The sequence below is a fragment of the Sulfitobacter delicatus genome, from assembly GCF_900102535.1.
Classification (GTDB): domain Bacteria; phylum Pseudomonadota; class Alphaproteobacteria; order Rhodobacterales; family Rhodobacteraceae; genus Sulfitobacter; species Sulfitobacter delicatus.
In genome coordinates this window covers 626,125-647,307 of the sequence record NZ_FNBP01000001.1, presented here as the reverse complement: position 1 = coordinate 647,307, position 21,183 = coordinate 626,125, and the positions used below count along the sequence as shown (strand labels likewise).

15 protein-coding genes, 1 tRNA gene and 1 pseudogene are annotated in these 21,183 nt (G+C 58.8%); 6 read left to right on the top strand and 11 right to left on the bottom strand.

Annotated elements, in window-relative coordinates; translation table 11 throughout:
* The 6 genes and pseudogenes from BLS57_RS03235 to BLS57_RS03210 form a co-directional block, all read right to left on the bottom strand.
* A pseudogene (locus BLS57_RS03235) lies at positions 1-261 on the bottom strand (IS256 family transposase); the annotation flags it as partial.
* 358 nt (positions 262-619) lie between these two features.
* A complete protein-coding gene (locus BLS57_RS03230) occupies positions 620-937 on the bottom strand; it encodes a HigA family addiction module antitoxin (RefSeq protein WP_093739087.1) in 318 nt (105 codons plus the stop codon).
* Positions 938-1,463: 526 nt separating this feature from the next.
* On the bottom strand, positions 1,464-1,643 hold the full coding sequence (locus BLS57_RS03225) for a helix-turn-helix transcriptional regulator (protein ID WP_093739085.1): 180 nt from the start codon (positions 1,641-1,643) through the stop codon (positions 1,464-1,466).
* 73 nt (positions 1,644-1,716) lie between these two features.
* Positions 1,717-2,904: a tyrosine-type recombinase/integrase gene (locus BLS57_RS03220; protein WP_093739083.1), complete on the bottom strand. Its 1,188-nt coding sequence runs from the start codon at positions 2,902-2,904 to the stop codon at positions 1,717-1,719.
* A gap of 284 nt (positions 2,905-3,188) precedes the next feature.
* Positions 3,189-7,319: a Hint domain-containing protein gene (locus tag BLS57_RS03215; RefSeq protein WP_093739081.1), complete on the bottom strand. Its 4,131-nt coding sequence runs from the start codon at positions 7,317-7,319 to the stop codon at positions 3,189-3,191.
* Between the two features lie 216 nt (positions 7,320-7,535).
* Positions 7,536-9,968, bottom strand: a complete 2,433-nt coding sequence (locus BLS57_RS03210) for an HWE histidine kinase domain-containing protein (protein WP_208597506.1) — start codon at positions 9,966-9,968, stop codon at positions 7,536-7,538.
* A gap of 313 nt (positions 9,969-10,281) precedes the next feature.
* Between BLS57_RS03210 and BLS57_RS03205 the strand changes: the two genes are divergently transcribed.
* The 4 genes from BLS57_RS03205 to BLS57_RS03190 all read left to right on the top strand — a co-directional run bounded on the left by BLS57_RS03205 (position 10,282) and on the right by BLS57_RS03190 (position 14,619).
* Complete coding sequence (locus tag BLS57_RS03205) at positions 10,282-11,373, top strand: ABC transporter ATP-binding protein (protein WP_093739079.1); 1,092 nt, start codon at positions 10,282-10,284, stop codon at positions 11,371-11,373.
* A 59-nt stretch (positions 11,374-11,432) separates the two neighbouring features.
* Complete coding sequence (locus tag BLS57_RS03200; RefSeq protein ID WP_093739077.1) at positions 11,433-12,476, top strand: ABC transporter substrate-binding protein; 1,044 nt, start codon at positions 11,433-11,435, stop codon at positions 12,474-12,476.
* 61 nt (positions 12,477-12,537) lie between these two features.
* On the top strand, positions 12,538-13,767 hold the full coding sequence (locus BLS57_RS03195) for an ABC transporter permease (RefSeq protein WP_093739075.1): 1,230 nt from the start codon (positions 12,538-12,540) through the stop codon (positions 13,765-13,767).
* 3 nt (positions 13,768-13,770) lie between these two features.
* Positions 13,771-14,619, top strand: a complete 849-nt coding sequence (locus BLS57_RS03190; protein WP_093739073.1) for an ABC transporter permease — start codon at positions 13,771-13,773, stop codon at positions 14,617-14,619.
* 59 nt (positions 14,620-14,678) lie between these two features.
* On the opposite strand, the gene BLS57_RS03185 is transcribed toward BLS57_RS03190, so the two are convergent.
* Positions 14,679-14,754, bottom strand: a tRNA-Lys gene (locus BLS57_RS03185).
* A 104-nt stretch (positions 14,755-14,858) separates the two neighbouring features.
* Here BLS57_RS03185 and dapF point away from each other — a divergent pair.
* Both dapF and mtaB read left to right on the top strand, forming a co-directional pair.
* Positions 14,859-15,692 (top strand): diaminopimelate epimerase, encoded by an 834-nt coding sequence (gene dapF / locus BLS57_RS03180; protein WP_093739071.1) that lies wholly within the window; start codon positions 14,859-14,861, stop codon positions 15,690-15,692.
* Positions 15,689-16,942 carry a tRNA (N(6)-L-threonylcarbamoyladenosine(37)-C(2))-methylthiotransferase MtaB gene (gene mtaB, locus BLS57_RS03175; protein WP_093739069.1) on the top strand — a complete coding sequence of 418 codons (1,254 nt, stop codon included), beginning with the start codon at positions 15,689-15,691 and terminating at the stop codon, positions 16,940-16,942. Before dapF ends, mtaB begins: the two co-directional genes overlap by 4 nt.
* 270 nt (positions 16,943-17,212) lie before the next feature.
* Here the strand turns inward: mtaB and BLS57_RS19900 are convergent, their stop codons facing one another.
* From BLS57_RS19900 to BLS57_RS03155, 4 genes are all read right to left on the bottom strand, one after another.
* On the bottom strand, positions 17,213-18,001 hold the full coding sequence (locus BLS57_RS19900) for a cytochrome c1 (protein WP_425274326.1): 789 nt from the start codon (positions 17,999-18,001) through the stop codon (positions 17,213-17,215).
* Positions 18,002-18,468: 467 nt separating this feature from the next.
* Positions 18,469-19,812, bottom strand: coding sequence for a cytochrome b (gene petB, locus BLS57_RS03165; protein WP_093739065.1), 1,344 nt, complete (start codon positions 19,810-19,812; stop codon positions 18,469-18,471).
* A gap of 14 nt (positions 19,813-19,826) precedes the next feature.
* Positions 19,827-20,387 (bottom strand): ubiquinol-cytochrome c reductase iron-sulfur subunit, encoded by a 561-nt coding sequence (petA, locus tag BLS57_RS03160; protein ID WP_093739172.1) that lies wholly within the window; start codon positions 20,385-20,387, stop codon positions 19,827-19,829.
* 174 nt (positions 20,388-20,561) lie between these two features.
* A complete protein-coding gene (locus tag BLS57_RS03155; protein ID WP_093739062.1) occupies positions 20,562-21,173 on the bottom strand; it encodes a glutathione S-transferase in 612 nt (203 codons plus the stop codon).
* Positions 21,174-21,183: the final 10 nt, after the last annotated feature.

Sequence of the window (21,183 nt, the reverse complement as noted above, 5' to 3'; positions counted from 1 at the left end):
CCGATCCCGAACCCGCGGCACCTTCACGGGCACCGGACCAATGCCGGTCATCACATCGCGTTCCGGTAGGTGACCATGACGGACAAGACGTGCCCGCCCATCCTGAAGCTTTTCATTGGAAAAGGCCGCCATGAGGGTGGCCAGCTCGGCCTGGACCGCCTGTTCGATCAGCTTGCGCGCGCCATCGCGGATGACATCCGTGAACGGATCGGCGCTAAATCCCGATGGATCGGGCAGTTGGGTGATGGTAGACTCTGACATGTGGCATATCCTTTTCTCAGCAGAGAATCGACGGCGTCTGAACACCGCCATGATATGCCGCCCCTCAGGGCATCACCAACTTTCGCGCGTTTCTCTGCTCAGTGTTGGAATAGCCGAAACATCAACTTCGCGGGAAGCATGCCAAGCATCATAGGCACCCTGCATCCTGATCCAAAACAAAGGCGCGGTGCCGAACAAGTAAGGGGGGGAGTATTGCAGCCTCTCTGTAATCATCTTGTAGGCGCTCAGTGGGCATCATGCCGAGGGAGGCCTCGCTTCGGAGACTTTATACCGATCGGTATAAGCGAGGTTGGCGCATAAAATGCAGGTGGCTGCGCGTCACCAGCCCCCGATTTCCTCAGGCCGTTGTAGAAGCCCCAGACACAGTGCTCAGTGTTAGAATAGCCGAAACATCAACTTCGCGGGAAGCATGCCAAGCATCATAGGCACCCTGCATCCTGATCCAAAACAAAGGCGCGGTGCCGAACAATTTTGCAATGCGCACCGCAACCTCTGGGCTTACAGGTTTGCGTTCTGCCAGCAGGTCATGAAGATGCTGCCGAGAAACTCCGAGCAGTAGAGAGATTTCAGCTTTTGATTTGCCGGTCGCAGGGATTCCATCCTCGCGGAGTAACTCTCCGGGGTGCGTGGGGCAGCGGTTGGGATCGCGGCTCATGCTCGCCTCCAATCTAGTAAGATTACCGCATTCAGACCTTTGAATATAATTCAATAAGGCTACATTTCTGCGACAGCACACTCATCATAAGTTCTTGATTATAAACGATCCTATTTCCGCTGGTCAGTTACACGATCCGTTTACTTGTCGAAATTTGGGTTAATTTTGAACTCAGGTCATAATTTCGCAATACTAATCAATAACTTATGATCGTATTGACCAGAGCTACACTAAGTATGGTGATCTAATTTGCCGTCCAGCAACTCGCTATGTTTACCCGCATAGAGATCTAAGAGGATCGAAACCACCTATCGTTGAGATGGGCTATCGGCTCATCGCACCAAGGTCCTCTAGAAAAACTAATCTAAATTTTTACCCGTCGGTATAAGGTCTCTAAAAGCCTCCTCCCAGAGAGCGGCATCTCAACTGATAAATTATTCATACTGCCCCATGGTGAATGATAGACCATGCTGCTTCGGCGGCGTCTGCTTTGTTATGTGTAGCTTGAACCGCTCCAACCAATTCATCAGCCATAGGAACGCCCCTCAATCCAGCTATTCACAACGCTCTGCCGCCAACCAATGGCACGAACGCCCAGCTTCGTAGCTTTCGGGAAGTCATCCCGGTCCATCATGCGGTAAATAGTAGACCTACTGAGGCCCGTGACCTCCTGAACGTCTCGGCAGCGTAGAATTTTATCAGTCATCGTTATCTCTCTATTAAATGAATGATGCCACTCGTAGCAGGTAATGGTTTCCACAAGATTTAAGGTGCTGGAATCACGCGATTCTAATCACCTCGCTGGCGTTCTTGCCTGTGACGTGATCCGCCCAACGCACCATAAGCGGACGGCGGCGTTCAAGTAGGTCTGTTCTTCGATAGGACCGCTCGACTTTGCTGCCAACAACGTGCGCAAGTGAGGTTTCGACAACCACTTCCGGCATGTCGGTAGTCTCCACGCACCACGTTTTGAAGCTCGAACGGAAGCCATGAGGGCGGGCAAGCAATTCCCTCCGCTCCATGTGGCGGCTCATTGTTGCGTCCGAGATCACGCCCTTACGAACGCTTGGGAATAGGTAGCCCTCGCGCGCCAATGGCTTTGCCAACTCAATGACAGCTAGGGCTTCATCGGACAAAGGCACCCGGAAGTCAGTCACGACCCCTACCTGCCCTTTCATGTTATCTTCGGGCACAGTCCATACATTGCCATCGATTTGATCCAAGTGACAAAAGCGAACGCAATATGACCGGACCGCTGTCAGGATCAGCAATCTCAGAGCGAGGTGCGTGGGCGTCTGCTCAGTGAGGCTTGAGTAGAAGGCGGGCACCTCAGGCCACGGCATGTAAGGAATGTTCTTCGCCTTGTGACGCGTCTTCCCCAGAAGCGCTTTCGCTTTCAAGATTGCCTGAAGATCCACATTGAGGCCCATTGCCGCTGCATGTTCTAGCGTGATGTTCAGGCGGTTCATTGCTTTGCGGGCCGTATCGGCTTTCTCATGCCAGATGGGCTCTAAGGCGTTCTTAATATCCTGCTGGTCGATTTCCTCGACGGGAACCTTACCGATTTTAGGGAGCACATGAAGTTCAAGGGGGGAAAACCAGCGGCCAGCTTTACCGTCCCCTTTCAATTGCGACTTGCGAGCTTCGAACGCCTCATGAGCGACAGAGGCAAGAGTGTGATCTTGCCGTTCTGCTAGCCGCCGCTTCCGGTCACGCTCTTTAATCGGGTCTTTGCCTTCCCGAACCACAGCACGCCATTTCTCCGCTGTCTCTCTCGCTTCCTTGAGGCTTACTGCTTGGAGGCTTCCGATTCCCATCTCACGGCGTCGCCCGTAAACGGTAACGCGCAGCACCCACTGAGCGCCACCGTCATCGCGTTTAACCAGCCATAGCCCACCCCCGTCCGAGTATTTGCCGGGAGGGGCTGTTCTGACCTTGGCCGAAGAAAGCTTGTTCAATGCCGTCAAATTTTCATCCCCCTTTCAATCCACCCCTACATGTAGCATGGCATGGGACCGGATGAAACAGGGTGATACAAGCAAGTCTAACAAAAACAGTGGCTTGATAATTTATTGAAACAGGCTGACACTAAATGATACGTTAGTTCAATGCCTCTCCTAGGCACCAATATCAAGCGAAAAGAGCTCAGCATTGCTGGGCTCTTTTGCTTTTAGAGGTCTTCTTTCCGGATACGACCAGAAGCCGACCTAAGCCAGCTTCCGCAACAACTTCCGACCCTTCAACCCTTAGCTCAGGCCGCGTCCAACCAGCGGTTCTTCTTGGCCTTTTTGCAGGACGCCCCCTTGCCCCACTTTGCAAAGCGCGCCGCTTCGCGTCCGGCGATCGGGCGCGCAGTCGGGCCGTAGATTTCTGCCAGTTCCTCGGGCGACTGCGCCTTCGCAAACGCGGGGAAGGCCGCTTTCATATCCGCCAGCGCCGAGGCCGTCAGCATCTCGACCGCTGACGCGCCGGGGTAGAAGCTCTCAGAGGCGACGTTTTCAGCAAAGACGATCTGATGGGTGTCGAACATCAGGTGAATATAGGTCACCTGCTTTTTGCCATGCGCCACCCGGGCCTGTGAGCCCTTAGCATCCGCCAGATGAATGGCCCGCGCCAACAGGTCATCCTCCACCAAAATCGCGTGTTGCCGCGAAACCACCAGATCACGCTGCGCGCCGAACATGCCTTGAGGGATCAGCACAGGGCGCATTTTCTCGTCCGCTGCAAGCTCCTCCGCCCCGACCTCGCGGCGACCAATCCAGCGGATCGCCTGTGGGCCGTTGTCGAGCGTGCAGACCAGATCGCCGATTTTCAGGTCGTCGATGGAGACTTCGCCCGCCGGGGTCCGGATCGCGGTGCCGGAGGTAAAGCAAACCACACCGGTGTTTTCGGCGGTGTAGAAGGACGAGTTGCTTTGCGCCCCCGTAAAGGTCAGCGACCCTGTGCCGAATTTCGTGTTGTTGCTGTAGTCCGCGTCGGAGTTGGACTGGTTCAGAATCCCATCGTCTGCTTGGTCAGCATAGAGCTCTGAAATGTGGTCGTAGTAGCCGCTCAGGTTGATGAAGTCGTTGTTGGTTGAATCGCCATCTGACAGCGTACCGGTGTTGCCGGTGTTGAAGTCCTCAATGACGTCATGACCATCGCCGGGGGTATAGACAAAAGTATCGTCGCCAAGACCACCGTAGAGGGTGTCATCACCTGCCCCACCGATCAGGTAGTCGTCAAAGGAAGTCGACAGGTTCGCCTCTTCCAGCCCGATCGTGATCCCATTCGTATCGGGACCGGTGATGTCGACCGACAGCGTTTCGCTGCTTTCATTATCGAAGTAGAGGATTTCGATAAGGTGGTCGCCGCCCGTCAGCGTGATGCTTTCGGTAGTGGTCTTGCCCGAGTGTACCCCATCGTTGTCGTTCAGCAGCACACCATCGATATAGATCTGCGCGCCGTCGTCAGAGGTCAGATCAAAAGTATAGGTGCCGCCATGCGTGACGGTGAGGTTTGTGGCCAGTTTGACCGCAAAGGTGTTGCCGTCGCCGCCGTGATAGGAGTCGAGAGCACCCGGGTCGATGCTGCCGACGACGCCTTCGCCGTCGGGGGTGTTGTCGTTCTCGGTCCCAGAGGTGAAGCCAGCATCGGCAAGCGTGCTGAGGGACGTGACGCCGTCAAGCTCATAGTACTCGTATGCAAAGAGCTGATTGTCTTCGATCAGCCCGTTGACCTCGAAGTCACCTTTCAGAAGGTCATTACCGTCGCCCCCGTCGAGGCTGTCGTTATCGATACCGCCGATCAGCGTATCGTTGTCCGCACCGCCTTCCAGCGTATCGTCGCCGGCCGAGGCGACCAGTTTATCGTCGCCCGCGCCGCCCGAGAGGCTGTCGTCGCCAGAGGAGTTGTTCAGAACGTCGTTACCATCGCCGCCCAAGAGCGTATCATCGCCGGTGCCTGTGTAGAGCACGTCGTCGCCGTCGCCGCCTTCGATAAGGTCGTTGCCCTCGCCGCCGTAGATCGTATCGGCCCCACCGCCGCCAAAGACGGTATCGTTACCGGTGCCGCCGGAGAAGCTTTCGTCGTTGAGCGACCCAACCAACTCGTCATTGCCGCCGCCGCCAAAGATTTTGCCCGCTGCGGTCAGGAAGGGGTTCTGGAAGTCACTGGTGTCGTCGGATTCCAAGAAGCCCATGGTTTCGAGGGTTTCAGGGTCAAGCGATAGGGCGCTGATGTTGCGCAGGGTGATTGTCGAGCCATCGGGCAGATGCAGGATCGCATCCCCTGTGCCGTCGCCTTCGGTATCCGAGACACGGATATCATTTGTGGAAAGGCCAACCTTGCCGAGATAGTCGTGCGAGGAAAGCACCAGCACATCCGTGCCGATCTCAAAATCCTCGATCGTCACATGCTGCGCCAGCTCAAGCAGATCTTTCTCGCTGATCTCAGGCGGGTTCAGCAGGTTATCAAGCGCGTCATATTGGCTGTCGATACTGTCTTCGACCGCGTCCTCGACCCGGTTTGCGACGGTCTTGCCATAGAGCGGTTCTACAAGGTCCTTGATGAGTTTGGAAACGTCATCGGCTTCCAGATGTCCGAAGGGGTCAGCTGCGACAAGACCAGTAAGAGTCGTCTCGACCAAGCCGACAATGGCGTCGTTTGTCACCCCGCCAAGGAAGCTCGGTAGGACATCTCGTACGGCGTCGCCGATGGCAGCGATGTCGAGGTTCGATGCGGCGTGACCGTCATCGTCGTCATCGTCATCGTCGTCTTCGTCCTCATCGTCAGGAAAAAGCTCGTCAATTTTCTTGCTGGTCCAACCAGACAAATCTGCCAGATTTTCGCGCAGGAGCGCCGCGACCACGTCCTCGGTTGTTCCAAGAGCGGAATAGTCTGCCTTGCCAATGATAAAGCTGTCGGCGCCATCGCCACCTTGAAGCGTGTCTTCACCAAGTCCACCGTCAAGCGTGTCATCCCCGGCTGCGCCGATAAGCCAGTCATCGCCTTCGCCGCCAGAAATGCTGTCATTGCCCAGCCCGCCGTAGACAGTATCATCGTCCGCGCCGCCCAAGAGCGTGTCGTCCCCATGGCCGCCAACGACGACGTCTTCGCCTTCGTCACCCGAAAGAAATTCGCCTTCATTGCCGCCATAGAGCGTGTCATCGCCCTCGCCGCCGTGGATCGTGTCGACACCAAGACCGCCGATCAGAATGTCGTCGTCGTCACCGCCTTCGATGCTGTCATCGCCATCGCCGCCCTGAATGGTATCCTTACCTTCACCACCCAGCAGCGTGTCATCGCCGGCACCGCCTAGGATGCTGTCATCGTCTTTGCCGCCTTCGATCAGGTCAGCGCCCGTGCCGCCGTCCAGCGTATCTTTACCGTCGCCACCTAATAGCGTGTCATTGCCAGCATCACCGGTTAGCGAATCCTCATTGTCACCGCCGTCGAGCCAGTCGTCGCCGGCGCCACCAATAAGGGTGTCTTTCCCCTTACCGCCTTCGATCCAGTCAGACCCGGCACCGCCGTCGATCTGGTTGTCCTCATCGTCACCGAGCAAAACGTCATCGTATTCCGACCCGCGGAGATTCTCGATATCCCGAAGTGTATCGCCCTGACCATCTGCGCCCGCGGCTGCACCGCGTTCGAGGCTAACCTTCACGCCACCGGTTGAAGTGCTGTAATCGGCAAGGTCGATGCCATCACCGCCGTCCAGCACATCCGCACCGGCGCCACCGATCAGCGTGTCGTCGCCTTTGCCGCCATAAATCGTATCTGTACCCAAACCACCGTCGATGAAGTCATCGCCGTCGTAACCATAGATCGCCTCGTTGGTGCCGTCGTTGCCGTCAACCTGATCGCCTCCGACATCCATATAGCCCGTGCGAATGATGTCGTTGCCATCCGTGCCGTCTACGGTAACAAGCCATGGTGTCTGGTAGTTTGCGTAATCGGTCGACCCGATGTTGCTGCCGCCAACCTTGAGGTAGCTGGTCCCCGGAACCAGCAGCGTGTCCGAGGCGAACCCCCAGACATCTGCCGTATCGCCGTTTTGCGACAGCACGTAGATATTAATAATTGGCCCCGAAGGGGTGCCATCGGCATCCATGGCCTGAAGCCGGATGATAGATTCGCCCTCAATCGACGTGCCGTCCGGGACAAGGCCCGCGCCATCGGTGACCACATGGGACGAAAGCTTGTCGTCTTCCAATGTCTCCGAAGAGCCGCCGGTGTCTTCAACTGTGACCTTGCGCGTCGAGTAACCCGCATTGAAGATATATTGCGTGCCATTGGGCGAAGACGAGTTGTTAAAGACCGAGTCGCCAACGTTTTGCGTTCGCGAATAGGTAACGGTGAGCGCTTCACTGTCGATGGCAAAAAGATTACGGGCGACCATTTAGATTCTCCGGAGCACGGTAGTGCGGATGCCTTAACGTCGACCAGCAATGGGGCGAAAGAAGGGCAGCACTTCGGCTTAACTAGGCCCGCTCCGGTTGTGCGGCCCAGTGGCCCGCCCGGCATGCGTCCGAACCATTCATTGTCCGAAAAATCAGTTAATGGATCAGAGCAAATCTGTCCCGCTTGTCCAATGATTAGTTTCCGGAGGCGATCGCTATCGCTCTTCCGCCCCCGAAACCTTTTCGCATTGTGACGACAGAGTTGCGGCAAGCGTAGCGGTCAGTCGTTTCGCCTCAAAAGGTTTTTCGACCCAAGGTGCCGCCTCCAACTGGGTCGGCATCCCGCTAATATTCGAATAGGCCGTGGTAAAGACAAAGGGGATTTCGCGCGCATGAAGTACCTGCGCGGCCGGCCAAATGAGTTCGCCATTCAGATTGATGTCGAGCACCGCCGCATTGAAATCATCGGTCGCAACCACGACCAGTGCTTCCTTAAGCGACGTAACCGGCCCAACGATCTTGCATCCTGCCGCCTCTAGGGCCGCGATTGTTTCCTGCCCGATCAGATAGTCATCTTCCACCACGAGAATTCGACTGCCAGCCAGCACCGGCGCAGCATCCGCTTCGGTTGTTGCGTGGCTGATCGACTGGACCGGCGACACGCCTTTTGTGGCAAGGTTTTCAAACGGCAGTTGGATAACGGTGCTCAGACCCGCCGGCGCAAAATCGCGGTCTACGTTTCCACCCAATTCGGCGACCAGCATTCGTTCGATCAGGAACGTTCCGAACCCCTTCCGGCTTGGGGCCGCGTTAATTATCGGGCCATCCTTTTCGCGCCAACTAAAGACAAGCTCCTGCGCATCCGCGTCTCCCCGAACCTCCCATTTCGCCACTACACGACCCTCAGGTCGGGAAAGCGAACCATACTTAGCGGCATTGGTCACCAACTCATGAAGCGCGAGCGTGAGGGTCTGAGCCGCCTTGGGAGTGACGTTGAACTCCGGCCCTTCGGTCTGAATGCGGGTCAGATCTTCGCCGCGATAAGGGGCGACAGAATTCTCCACCAGATCGCTAAAGGAGGCACCTTCCCAGCGGCTGGACGCGAGCAGAGAGTGCGACTGCGCCAATGCAGAGATCCGCCCGATAAAGCGCTCTGCAACCGCTGGACCAACTTCTTCACCACGCTTCAGGCTCTGGCGGGCGATGGACTGCACAACCGCAAGGATATTCTTTACCCGGTGGTCAAGCTCGGCCAAAAGTACATTCTGACGCTCTTCCGATTGCTTCTGCTCCGTCGCATCGCGCACAAAGCCGGTGCCGGTCGCAATCTCGCCTGCCGCATTGGCCTCGATAAAACCAGTGCCGTGCACATACCGCAGGCTGCCATCAGGGAGAACGATGCGGTATTCAAGATCGAAGGGTCTCTGTTCCTCCAAGCTTTCCTGGACTTCCGCATCAAGCGCCGCGCGGTCTTCCGGATGAACCCGCTCTTTCCAATCGTCGATCTTGAGCCTGCTCTTGTCAAAACCCATGATTTCGCGGCCGCAGGCATCGAGGCTAACGGTGTTGGCGATGAAATCCCAAGTGGCCCAGCCGAGATGCGACGCTGTGGTCGCCAATGCGAGGGCATCACGTGTTTCTCGTAGATGTACCTCGTTAATCCGACGGGCGGCCTCGGTTCGGGCATTTTCCACAGCAACATGAGTCCGCTGTGCAATTTCCTCAACCAAAGCGACGTCCTTAGGATGCCAATGACGCGCTTCAGCCGAATGCACTGCAACGACGGCAACCAACCGTCCATCGCGCAGATGGGGGACGTTCATAAAGGCGCGAATGTTGCGCTCTGCGAAAGCTTGGGCCGCAGCGGTGCCAGAGGTGCGCGGGTCTTCCTGCACATCGCCGATAACGACGCTCTTCCCCGCGGTCAGATCAGAAACGAATTGAGGTCCAAAATCAGCAAGCCGGTGGCGCCCCGTATTGCTTTGGATGCCGCCGCTGTTCCAGTCCCGCTTGATAACTGCAAATTCACCCTCATCGTCGATCTCGGCATAGGCGCTTTGTTCGACCCCAAGATGCCGGGCCATGAGTTCCGATGCAGCATAGCTCAGCTCTTCCGGGTCCGAGAGCGAACGACAATCTTCGTTAAACTCCATCCGGACCCGCGCACGGCGCTCTTCCAGCACCTGTTCGGTGATCTCGGCGCAGGGGCAAAGGAACCCTTGAACCTCGCCATCCGAGTTGCGCACCGGAGTGTAGGAGAAAGAGAAATGCGTCTCCTCAAGATACCCCTTCCGCATCATCATCAAACGGATATCGTCCATATGGAGCGCCACACCTGCATAGGCTTGCTCCACAATCGGTGCCAGATCTTCCTCCCAGATCTCTTCCCAAACCTCGTCAAACGGCACGCCTAATGCGGGGTGTTTCGAGGCAAGAATCTCGGCATAGGCGTCATTATAGAACAAGGTACGCGCCGGCCCCCAGACGATGAACATCGGTTGGCTCGCGGTCAGGATCAGATCAACCAGCGCATGCAACATAGGAGGCCAGTTTCGCGGCGGGCCAAGGGGGGATTGGCTCCAGTCATGCGCCCGCATGAGCGCCCCCATCTCACCGCCATCAACAGTCGGAGCCAGCTTTTCTGACATATCACTACTCAACTGATTTCTCCGATCTCGGCGCCATAGGTTGTCTTCTCTAACTGCAGCAAAAATATAAACGGAAAGACTGCCGCGGGCTCTATACCGAGACTGCTTACCCGGCCCAAAGACAGTCCCGATAGTTAAAGCACTTTACGGGGCAGGTGGTTCCAGCTTTTGCTGTATTTCCAATCACATGATATGAACAGGCGCCTGCGAATGCAGCGTGGGGCCGTGCGACCCCTGTCAGATCAAACGACATATTGTTAAGAATCGTCGCACCTGTTTAACTCTCCCCAGCGACAGGGAGAGCCGCGTTAGTATGAAAGACACCAAAGCAGAGACTTTTCTGCGTTTTGACAACGTCAAGAAGAGCTACGATCAGGAAAACCTCGTCGTCAAAGGCTTCGACATGCATGTGCAGGAGGGCGAGTTCATCACCCTCCTCGGCCCCTCCGGCTCGGGCAAGACCACGGTTCTGATGATGCTGGCGGGGTTTGAAAGCGTCACCTCGGGTGACATCGCGATCAACGGCCGCTCGATCAACAAGACCGCGCCGAACAAGCGCAACATCGGGATGGTGTTTCAAAACTACGCCCTCTTCCCGCATATGACCGTGGCCGAAAACCTCGCCTACCCTTTGACCGTGCGCAAAATGCCCAAAGCGCAGATCAAAGAGCGTGTGGCGGAATATCTGGCGCTGGTGGAACTGTCGGCCTTTGGCGACCGCCGCCCCGGCCAGCTTTCTGGCGGCCAGCGGCAGCGTGTGGCGCTGGCCCGCGCGATGATCTTTCAGCCGACGCTCATTTTGATGGACGAACCCTTGGGCGCGCTTGACAAAAACCTGCGTGAACAGATGCAGTTTGAGATCACCCGCCTGCACAAGCAGATCGGCTTTACCGTGATCTATGTGACCCACGACCAGACCGAAGCGCTCTCGATGTCCGACCGGATCGCGGTGTTCAACGACGGCGTCGTGCAGCAATGCGCACCCCCGGCGGAGCTTTACGAGCGGCCTGTGAATGCTTTCGTGGCGGAGTTTATCGGCGAGAACAATTTCGTGCGGGGCAAAGTCACCCAGATCGAGGGTGAGACTGCCAAGGTCGAGACCGATACCGGCACAATCACCACGCAAACCTCCGAAGGGCTGACCGAAGGCGCACAATGCCGCGTCTCAATCCGCCCCGAAAAGCTGTTTATCCACCCCACAACCCACGCCCATGACAATGCCCTGACCGCGACCTTTATCACGCGCATCTATGTGGGCGATTTCATCCGCTATTATTTCCGCCTGCCCGACGGCACCGACATTATCGTCAAAGTGCTCAACGACCTGTCCGCGCCCGAGTTCGAAGACGGCGCGACGGCGCAACTGTTGTCCCTGACGAAAGATTGCATCGCCTTTGCCAATTAAAGGCGACCGGGGGCAAACCGGGGCCCCGCAAAAGACCTGGACATAACAAGGAGAGACCGATGAAGAAGCATCTGAGTTATCTGGCCACCGCGGCGCTGATTGCCAGCCCTGCCTTGGCCGAAGATCTGACGGTGACGTCCTTTGGCGGTGCCTATGGCGCCGCGCAGATGGAGCACATGATCGAACCCTATATGAAAGAATCCGGCACCAACGTGCTGTTCGAAGACTACGGCGGCGGCGTGGCCGAGATGAAGGCGCAGGTCGAGGCTGGCAACATCCTGTGGGATGTGGTCGACATCGAAGTGATCGATCTGGAGCGCGCCTGTGCCGAAGGTTACCTCGAAGTGATCGACCAATCGGTTCTGCCCGATGGCGACGATGGCACCGCAGCGGCGGATGACTTCATCGAAGACGCGCTGGCCAATGAATGTGGCGTCGGCAACATCGTCTGGTCGGTGGTCTTTGCGGTGAACACCGAGAACGGCGAAGGCCCCAAGACCATCGAAGACTTCTTCGACACCGAAAAATTTCCCGGCAAACGTGGCCTGCGCAAGCGCCCGCAGGTGAACATGGAATGGGCTCTGCTGGCTGACGGCGTGCCGAAGGAAGAAATCTATGAGGTGCTGGCCACCGAAGAAGGCCAGAAACGCGCCTTTGCCAAGCTCGACACCATCAAGGACGACATCACTTGGTATGACAGCTGGTCTCAGGCCCCCGTTCTGCTGAACGACGGCGGTGCGACCATGGTGCAATCCGCCAACGGCCGTATCTTCGCCGCGATCAAAGACGATGGCGCCCCGTTCGAAATCGTCTGGGACAGCCATGTCTATGACCTCGACGTCTGGGCGATCATGAAGGGCACCAAGAAGAAAGACCTCGCGATGGAGTTCATCAAGTTCGCCACCGGCACCGTGCCGCTGTCGGGCATGCAGGACGTGGCTTACGGCCCGACCCGCAACTCCGCACAGGCGCTGCTGCCCGATGAGGTCAAGCAAGACCTGCCAACCGCGCACCTTGATGAGGGCGTGAAGGCCGACGGTATCTTCTGGGCCGACTATGGCGAGAGCCTTGGTGAGAAGTTCAACGAATGGCTGCTGCAATAAGCAGTCCTGCCCCGCGCCTTAACCGGCGCGGGGATTTCCCCCTATAAAGACGAGACCCAGTGTGCCCAGCCTGAACACCCAAGACGCCGCCAACGCCCGTCGCCAGTTGCGCCGCCGCCGCAGGCAGGCGTTTCTGTTTGTGGTGCCGCTGCTGGTCTTTATCCTTTTCGCCTTTGTGGCCCCGATCACCACGATGCTGTTCCGCAGTGTCTATAACCCCACTGTCGCCGAACTGGTGCCCGAAACGCTGGAGATGCTCGAAGACTGGTCCGGCGAAGGTCTGCCGGATGAGGCCACCATCACCCGCTTTGCCGTGGACATGAAGCGCATGGCCAATGACCGCACCTCGGGCCGTCTGGCGGATGAGATCAACCGCGCCCTGCCGGGCATGTCGAGCGTGGTGAAATCCACCGCCCGCGGTCTGCGCCGCGCCGATGATGCGGAACTTGCAGCTAATGGGGCCGAGATGCTGCTGGCCGAAAATGAGCGTTGGGCCAAGCCCGCCACATGGCGCGCGATCCGCAGCGCCGGGCAGGTCTATACCTCAAGCTATTACCTCACCGCCGTCGATCTGGAGTACGACTCCGAGGGCGAGATCATCATGCGCGACACGCAGATCTACAAACAGCTCTACACCAAGACGCTGAAGATGGCGTTGATCATCACCGGGCTGACCATGCTGCTGGGCTATCCGCTGGCCTTCTACATGTCCCAAGCCTCTCCGGCGACGGCGAACTTCCTGATGGTCTTTGTGCTGCTGCCCTTCTGGACCTCACTGCTGGTGCGCACCACCGCCTGGATCGCGCTGCTGCAAGCGGGCGGCGTGGTGAACTCCACCCTGCTCTGGGCCGGGCTGATCAACCAGCCCATTGAGCTGCTCTATAACGAGTTCTCCACCATCCTTGCGATGACCCACATCCTGCTGCCCTTCATGGTGCTGCCGCTCTACGCCGTGATGCGCGGGATCGACGCGAGCTTCATGCGCGCCGCGATTTCGATGGGCAGCAACCCGATTGGCGCGTGGTATAAAATCTACCTGCCGATGAGCTTGCCGGGCCTGTCTGCGGGGGCGCTTTTGGTCTTCATCATCTCCGTGGGCTACTACATCACGCCCGCGCTCGTGGGCGGCACGGACGGGCAGATGATCTCCAACATCATCGCCTTCCACATGCAGGTGTCCAACAACTGGGAACTGGCGGCGGCCTTGGGCTCGCTCCTGCTGATCCTGATCCTCGTTCTCTACTGGCTGTTCGACCGTTTCGTCGGCACCGACAACCTCAAGCTGGGATAGACCATGAGCCGACTGCCCGACTACTACACGATCTGGCACAAAGCGGGCCACTACGGGTTGCGCGTCATGGCCGCTCTGGTTCTGGTTTTCCTGATGATGCCGATCCTCGTCATCATGCCGCTGTCGTTCAACGCCGAACCGTTTTTCACTTTTACCCAAGGCATGCTCTCGCTCGACCCGGACGCCTATTCGACGCGCTGGTATCAAGAGATCGTCGACGATCAGAAATGGCGCATCGCGATCCGTAACAGCTTTTTGGTGGGCATCGCAGCGGCCAGCATCGCGACGGTGCTGGGCACGCTGGCGGCGGTGGGCCTGTCCTCGCCCTTCATGCCCTACAAACGCCTGATCACAGCGCTGCTGCTCTCGCCGATGATCGTGCCGCTGATCATCATCGCGGCGGGGATGTTCTTTTTCTACACGCAGTTCAATCTCGTCGGCACCTTCACCGGGCTGATCATCGCCCACGCCGCGCTCGGCGTGCCCTTTGTCATCATCACCGTCACCGCCACGCTCAGTGGCTTTGACCGCTCGCTCTTTGTTGCGGGGCTGAGCCTTGGTGCCTCGCCGCTCAAGGTCTTCTGGGACGTGGTGATTCCGCTGATTCGCCCCGGGGTGATCTCGGGCGGGCTGTTCGCCTTTGTTACGTCTTTTGACGAGGTGGTGCTGGTGCTCTTCCTCGCTGGTCCCGAACAGCGCACGATTCCACGTCAGATGTTCTCGGGCCTGCGCGAGCAGATCAACCCGACGATTCTCGCGGTGGCGACGCTGCTGGTGGTGCTCTCGGCGACGATGCTTTTTGTGCTCGAAGCACTGCGGCGGCGTTCGGCGCGGCTGCGCGGGCAGGAATAGACAGAACCGCTTTCACGACACCAAACACCTGATCCACAACCATTTTAGGGGGGGGTGAGTGGTGAGCCGTGATGGGTTCGAACCATCGACCTACTGATTAAAAGTCAGTTGCTCTACCAACTGAGCTAACGGCCCACTAGGCGGGTAACTAGAAATTACGGGCGGCAGGGTCAAGCCCTTAATCACGAAAATAATGCGAGATGCTGGATTAGTTTTCATGCCGGGGTTATATGCGCCGAATGTATAGCGATCAGACCCCCGGACTGCCCTTCATGAAGATGCATGGGCTAGGCAATGACTTCGTCGTGTTAGATGCACGTGCCGAGGCAATAGACGTGACGCCCGCCATAGCGCAGGCCATCGGGCATCGGCAATTTGGTGTGGGTTTTGATCAGCTTGCGGTGATCACCCAAGGCACTGGCGATGCGCATCTGACCTTCTACAATTCCGATGGCACGCTCTCTGCCGCCTGCGGCAACGCCACACGCTGCATCGCGCGATTCCTGATGGACGAGACAGGCCGCGATTCGTTGCACCTGACCACCGCGCGCGGCGATCTGGCGGCCAGGGACGCAGGCGAGGGGCTGACCTCGGTCAACATGGGCCATCCGCAGCTTGCTTGGGACGAGGTGCCGCTGGCGCGCGAAATGGACACGCTGCATCTGCCCATCGAAGGTGACCCAGTGGCCACCGGCATGGGCAACCCGCATTGCACCTTCTTTGTCGCAGATGCCGAAGCCGTTGACCTGAGCGACCTCGGCCCCCGCGCCGAGCATGACCCGCTCTACCCTGAGCGGACCAATGTGCAAGTCGCGCAGATCGTCGGGCCAGACCACATCCGCATGCGTGTCTGGGAGCGCGGTGTGGGTGTGACGCTGGCCTCTGGCTCATCGTCCTGCGCGACTGCCGTCGCCGCTGCGCGTCGGGGCCTCACAGGCCGCGCCGTGCGTATCGACCTCGACGGCGGCACCCTACACATCGACTGGCGCGAGGACGGCGTCTGGATGACCGGGCCGACGATGCATGTGTTCAGCGGTGTCTTCACCCCCGAGTTTCTGGAGAGCCTGACATGAGCGCCCCGATTTTCAGCACCATGGGCTGCCGCCTCAATGCCTATGAGACCGAAGCCATGAAGGAACTGGCCGAACAGGCGGGTCTGGAAAACGCCGTGGTCGTGAATACCTGCGCCGTCACCGCTGAGGCCGTCCGCAAAGCCCGCCAAGACATTCGCAAGCTACGCAAAGCCCATCCAGAAGCACGGCTGATCGTCACCGGCTGCGCGGCGCAAACCGAGCCAGAGACCTTCAACGCCATGCCCGAGGTCGATGCCGTGATCGGCAACACCGAGAAGATGCAGGGCGCCACATGGCAGGGCATGGCGGCTGATTTCATTGGCGAGACCGAGACCGTGCAGGTCGACGACATCATGTCGGTGACGGAAACCGCGGGCCACCTGATCGACGGCTTCGGCACCCGCAGCCGCGCCTATGTGCAGGTGCAAAACGGCTGCGACCACCGCTGTACCTTTTGCATCATTCCCTACGGCCGGGGGAATTCGCGGTCTGTACCTGCGGGTGTGGTGGTGGACCAGATCAAGCGGCTGGTCGACAAAGGCTTTAACGAAGTGGTGCTCACCGGGGTCGACCTGACCTCATGGGGCGCGGACCTGCCCGCGACGCCGAAGCTGGGCGATCTGGTGATGCGCATCCTGCGGCTGGTGCCGGACCTGCCACGTCTGCGGATTTCTTCGATCGATTCAATCGAGGTGGACGAGAACCTGATGCAGGCCATCGCCACCGAGCCGCGCTTGATGCCCCATCTGCATCTCTCGCTCCAGCACGGCGACGACATGATCCTCAAACGCATGAAACGCCGCCACCTGCGCGACGATGCGATCCGCTTTGCGCAAGAGGCCCGCGCTCTGCGCCCCGACATGACCTTTGGCGCGGACATCATCGCCGGTTTCCCGACCGAGACCGAGGCGATGTTTGAAAACTCCATGAAGCTGGTCGAGGAATGCGACCTGACATGGCTACATGTCTTCCCCTACTCCGCCCGCCCCGGCACGCCCGCGGCGCGGATGCCTGCGGTGAATGGTGCTGCGATCAAGGAACGTGCAGCGCGGCTGCGTGCGGCCGGGGTGGAGCAGGTACAGCGCCACTTGCAGCAGCAGGTCGGCCGGACCCATCAGGTGTTGATGGAGAACCCGCATATGGGGCGCACGGCGCAGTTTACGGAAGTGACATTTGCCGCGCCTCAGGTCGAGGGGCAGATCGTGAGCGCCGAGATCACCGGCATCGCGGGCGAGCAGCTCACCGCCTGATACCCCCCTGACACATGAAGCGCGAAGGGTATCGCCCTCCCTGGGGGGGCGATCCGAAAGCGTGACGTCGGCCTTGCCGGCGCAAGAAACGCTGGCCGATCCGTCTTGTGAAACGGTGCAAAATCGCCCTCCGGGGGGAGGGAGGGCGATGCCCGGTGTGCCACCGGGCGGGGCGGTTCTTGTGGGTTGCCCTGTCTAATCAGCTGAAAAGCAAAAGAGGCGCCGGTTTCCTGACGCCTCTTTCTATCTCAGTCAAACCTTATGGTCTGATCAATCGCCCTTGCGACGGTTCTTAACCGGCGCCCAGAGCTTCTTGTTGGTCAGATAGAGCAGCACCGACAGCAGACCCAGCAGCACAACACCGGTGAAACCAGCTTGCTTGCGCGCGCCCAGCTTGGGCTCGGCGGTCCACATCAGGAAGGCAGAGACATCCTCGGCCATGCTCTGGACGTCGTTTTCGTGACCGTCAGCAAACTCAACCAACTCATCCGACAACGGTGGGCCCATCGCGATCCAGCCACCGGGGAAGACGGTGTTTTCATAAAGCACCGTACCCGCCTGTTCCTTTTCCTCGCCCGTGTAGCCGGTCAGCAGCGCGGTGATATATTCCGGTCCGCCGATCCCTTTTACGAACTGGTTGATCCCCAGACCGTAAGGGCCGTGGAACGCGGCGCGTTTTTTGGCCATCAACGACAGGTCAGGCGCGTTTTCAAGGTTGGAACCGGGGAAGTGATCGACTGGCGTGGCGGGACGGGTGTCGTCCAGTTCCGCGTCATAGACGTCATAACCCTTGGCGTATTCGATCACCTGTTCTTCGGGCATGTTCGGGCCGGTTTCGTCGCTCAGCGTGCGCAGGGCAACATATTCCAGACCATGGCAAGCCGCGCAAACTTCGGTGTAGATTTGCAGACCGCGCTGAAGCTGGTTCACGTCATAGGCGCCAAAGGGACCATCGAAGGAAAAGTCGATGTTCTCGATATGCGGTGCCGCGTGAGAATCATCACCCTCATCACCGGCAGCATGGTCGTCTTCCGCCGCGCCGTGGTCTTCTTCTTCCATAACGCCGACTTCGGGCTCGTCGGTGCTGGCCTGACCCTCAGCGTCGCCTTCGACGATCGCCTCGGCTTCGGCATTCTCTTCGGCAGTGCTCTGGCCGTCATCAGCTGCGTTTTCTTCAGCAGCGTCTTCCTCAGCAGCAGGTTCCTCAGCCGTGGCCTCTTCAGTTGCGTCCTCAGCGGGCGCGTCTTCGGTGGTCACTTCTTCGGCAGGTGCCTCGTCCTCAGCAACAGGCGCCTCGGCCGCTTCTTCATCGGAAGCCGCTTCAGCCTCAGCTTCCGCTGGCGCTGCTTCTACGGCGGGCTCTTCAGCAGGCGCAGTCTCGGCCTCGGCCTCCGGCGTTTCCGCCGGAGTTGTCAGCAGTTCTTCTTCTGTCGCTGTGTCCTGCGCCAGCACTGCCGTTACCGGCAGGGCGAGGCCCAGAGTGACCACGGCAGAAAGGAGGTTGGTCTTCATCATTGTCATGATCCTTATTTCGCCGGGTTCACAAGCGTCTTGGTGCCGCCAGCCTTGGGCGCGTAATGCGCGTCAAAGTCGGCTTCGATGGTCTCTGGCTGTGCCAGCGGCTTCTCGATCACACCCAAGAGCGGCAGGATCACCAAGAAGTAGGCGAACCAGTAAGCGGCAGCGATCAGCGAGAAGGTCGCATAGGGCTCTTCCGCTGGCATGGCGCCAAGCCACATCAGGGCAAAGAAGTCGATCACCAGCAGGGCGAACCACCATTTAAACATCGGACGGTACCGGCCCGAGCGTACGGAGGAGGTGTCCAGCCAAGGTACCAGCGCCATGACAGCAATCGCACCAAACATCGCCAGCACACCAAAGAACTTGGCGTCGATGATGCCACCGGTCACGAAGGACGCGATTTGCACAACCCAAACCTCAGACGTGAAGGCCCGCAGGATCGCGTAGAAGGGCAGGAAGTACCATTCCGGCACGATGTGTGCAGGCGTCGCCAGAGCGTTGGCTTCGATGTAGTTGTCCGGGTGGCCAAGGTAGTTCGGCATGAAGCCGACCACGGCAAAGAACACCGTCAGAATGACCGCCAGCGCGAACAGATCCTTGATCACGAAGTAGGGCCAGAAGGGCAGCGTGTCTTTCTTAGCGTCTTCCTTCGTGGTGCGGCGCACTTCGACCCCGGTGGGGTTGTTGTTGCCTGTGGTGTGGAAGGCCCAGATGTGCAGGATCACAAGGCCCGCAATCACGAAAGGCAGCAGGTAGTGCAGCGAGAAGAAGCGGTTCAGCGTGGCATTGTCCACCGCAGGCCCGCCCAGCAGGAAGGTCTGCAGACCCTCACCGATGAAGGGGATCGCGCCAAACAGCCCGGTGATCACGGTCGCACCCCAGAAGGACATCTGACCCCAGGGCAGAACGTAGCCCATGAAACCAGTCGCCATCATCAGCAGGTAGATCAGCATGCCGATGATCCATGTGATCTCACGCGGGGCTTTGTACGACCCGTAGTAGAGACCCCGGAAAATATGCGCATAAACCGCGATAAAGAACAGCGAGGCGCCGTTCATATGCAGGTAGCGGATCATATAGCCGCCGTTCACGTTGCGCATGATGTGCTCAACCGACGCAAAAGCCATGTCGACATGCGGTGTATAGTGCATCACCAGAACGATACCGGTGATGATCTGCAACGCGAGGCAGAACGTCAGCACGATGCCCCAGATCCACATCCAGTTGAGGTTCTTGGGCGTGGGGATCATCAATGTGTCGTAGAGCAAGCCAACGATGGGAAGGCGGCGGTGGAGCCACTTTTCACCGTTCGAATTCGGCTCGTAATGGTCGTGAGGAATTCCAGACATTCTTTTCCGCTCCCTTAACCCAGTTTAATCGTGGACTCATCCACGAATTCGGCGACAGGCACCGGCAAGTTACGTGGCGCCGGCCCTTTGCGGATGCGGCCCGAGGTGTCGTAATGCGACCCGTGGCAGGGGCAGAACCAGCCGCCAAAGTCACCAGCATCGCCCAGAGGCACACAGCCAAGGTGCGTACAAACGCCCATCTGAACCAGCCATTCGCCGCTTTCATCCAACGCGCGGTTCTCGTCGGTAGCTGGCACATCGCCGGTCAGGTTCTCGTTCTGCGCGATCGGATCGGGCAGGCTCGAGACATCAACGGATTTGGCCTCTTCGATCTCGGCTTCGGTGCGGCGACGGATGAAGACGGGCTTGCCCAGCCACTTCACCGTGAGCTGCGTCCCGACTTCAACGCCCGAGACATCCACGCGGATGGACGACAGCGCCTTGACGTCGGCAGAGGGGTTCATCTGATTGACCAGCGGCCAGACGGCGGCACCAACCGCGACGGCACCTGTACCGGCTGTCGCGTAATACAGGAAATCCCTCCGGGTGCCTGCGTGTTCTTCTGCTTGGGACACGGGTTTACTCCATTCTTGGCCGATCTGGCCGTCAGACATAGGGGTGGCGCCTTCTTGCCACCTGACTTCTCGCCGCTATCTACCGGGATGGACCGCGCCCGTCCAGATGTCAAAGCCGCGCAATCTGTTTCCAAGCCGCCAGAGCGCGGCAAAAATACCGCGAATGTGGCATTCTCACCCCTGTGGCGGCGCCGTATGGGTCATTGAGGGGCGCGAATCAAAACTGTCGAACCAGGCCGCCAGATCCGGGTTGCCCGCCCGCCAATCGCGCGCACCATGGCGAAAATCGATATAGCCCAAAGCACAGGCCAGCGCGATTTGCCCCATAGTTAATGGGCCTGCGAGATGCGCAGCCCAGCGGGCGTTGAGAGTTTTGCAGGCACGCGCGACCTTGCCCCACTGGCCTTCGACCCATTCCGGCATGCGTTTGTCTTCGGGCCGCAGCTTGCCTTCATAGACCATCGCCAGCGCTGCATCGAGCATCCCGTCCGCCGTGGCCTCCAGCGTCAATGTGTCCCACCGCGCCGCACCGCTGGGGTAGAGCGTGCCGCCCGCGCGGTCATCGAGATAGGCGCAGATCACCCGGCTGTCGTAGAGGGTGCAGCCGTCCTCGCGCTCCAATGCGGGCACTTTGGTCAGCGGATTTTGCGTGGCGAACCCTTCGGCCGGGGCCAGTGGCGTGCCTGATGTTGGCTCTAGCGCCACATCGTCCAACTGGCCGGTCTCATGCAGCAGCACCATGACTTTGCGGACATAGGGCGAAGTGGGTGAGTAATAGAGTTTCATCTGGCGGGTC

Coding starts and splice junctions, on each gene's coding strand:
- BLS57_RS03230 (WP_093739087.1), bottom strand. CDS start 937: ATGAGCCGCGATCCCAACCGCTGCCCCACGCACCCCGGAGAGTTACTC.
- BLS57_RS03225 (WP_093739085.1), bottom strand. CDS start 1,643: ATGACTGATAAAATTCTACGCTGCCGAGACGTTCAGGAGGTCACGGGC.
- BLS57_RS03215 (WP_093739081.1), bottom strand. CDS start 7,319: ATGGTCGCCCGTAATCTTTTTGCCATCGACAGTGAAGCGCTCACCGTT.
- BLS57_RS03210 (WP_208597506.1), bottom strand. CDS start 9,968: ATGTCAGAAAAGCTGGCTCCGACTGTTGATGGCGGTGAGATGGGGGCG.
- BLS57_RS03205 (WP_093739079.1), top strand. CDS start 10,282: ATGAAAGACACCAAAGCAGAGACTTTTCTGCGTTTTGACAACGTCAAG.
- BLS57_RS03200 (WP_093739077.1), top strand. CDS start 11,433: ATGAAGAAGCATCTGAGTTATCTGGCCACCGCGGCGCTGATTGCCAGC.
- BLS57_RS03190 (WP_093739073.1), top strand. CDS start 13,771: ATGAGCCGACTGCCCGACTACTACACGATCTGGCACAAAGCGGGCCAC.
- dapF (WP_093739071.1), top strand. CDS start 14,859: ATGTATAGCGATCAGACCCCCGGACTGCCCTTCATGAAGATGCATGGG.
- mtaB (WP_093739069.1), top strand. CDS start 15,689: ATGAGCGCCCCGATTTTCAGCACCATGGGCTGCCGCCTCAATGCCTAT.
- BLS57_RS19900 (WP_425274326.1), bottom strand. CDS start 18,001: ATGGAAGAAGAAGACCACGGCGCGGCGGAAGACGACCATGCTGCCGGT.
- petB (WP_093739065.1), bottom strand. CDS start 19,812: ATGTCTGGAATTCCTCACGACCATTACGAGCCGAATTCGAACGGTGAA.
- BLS57_RS03155 (WP_093739062.1), bottom strand. CDS start 21,173: ATGAAACTCTATTACTCACCCACTTCGCCCTATGTCCGCAAAGTCATG.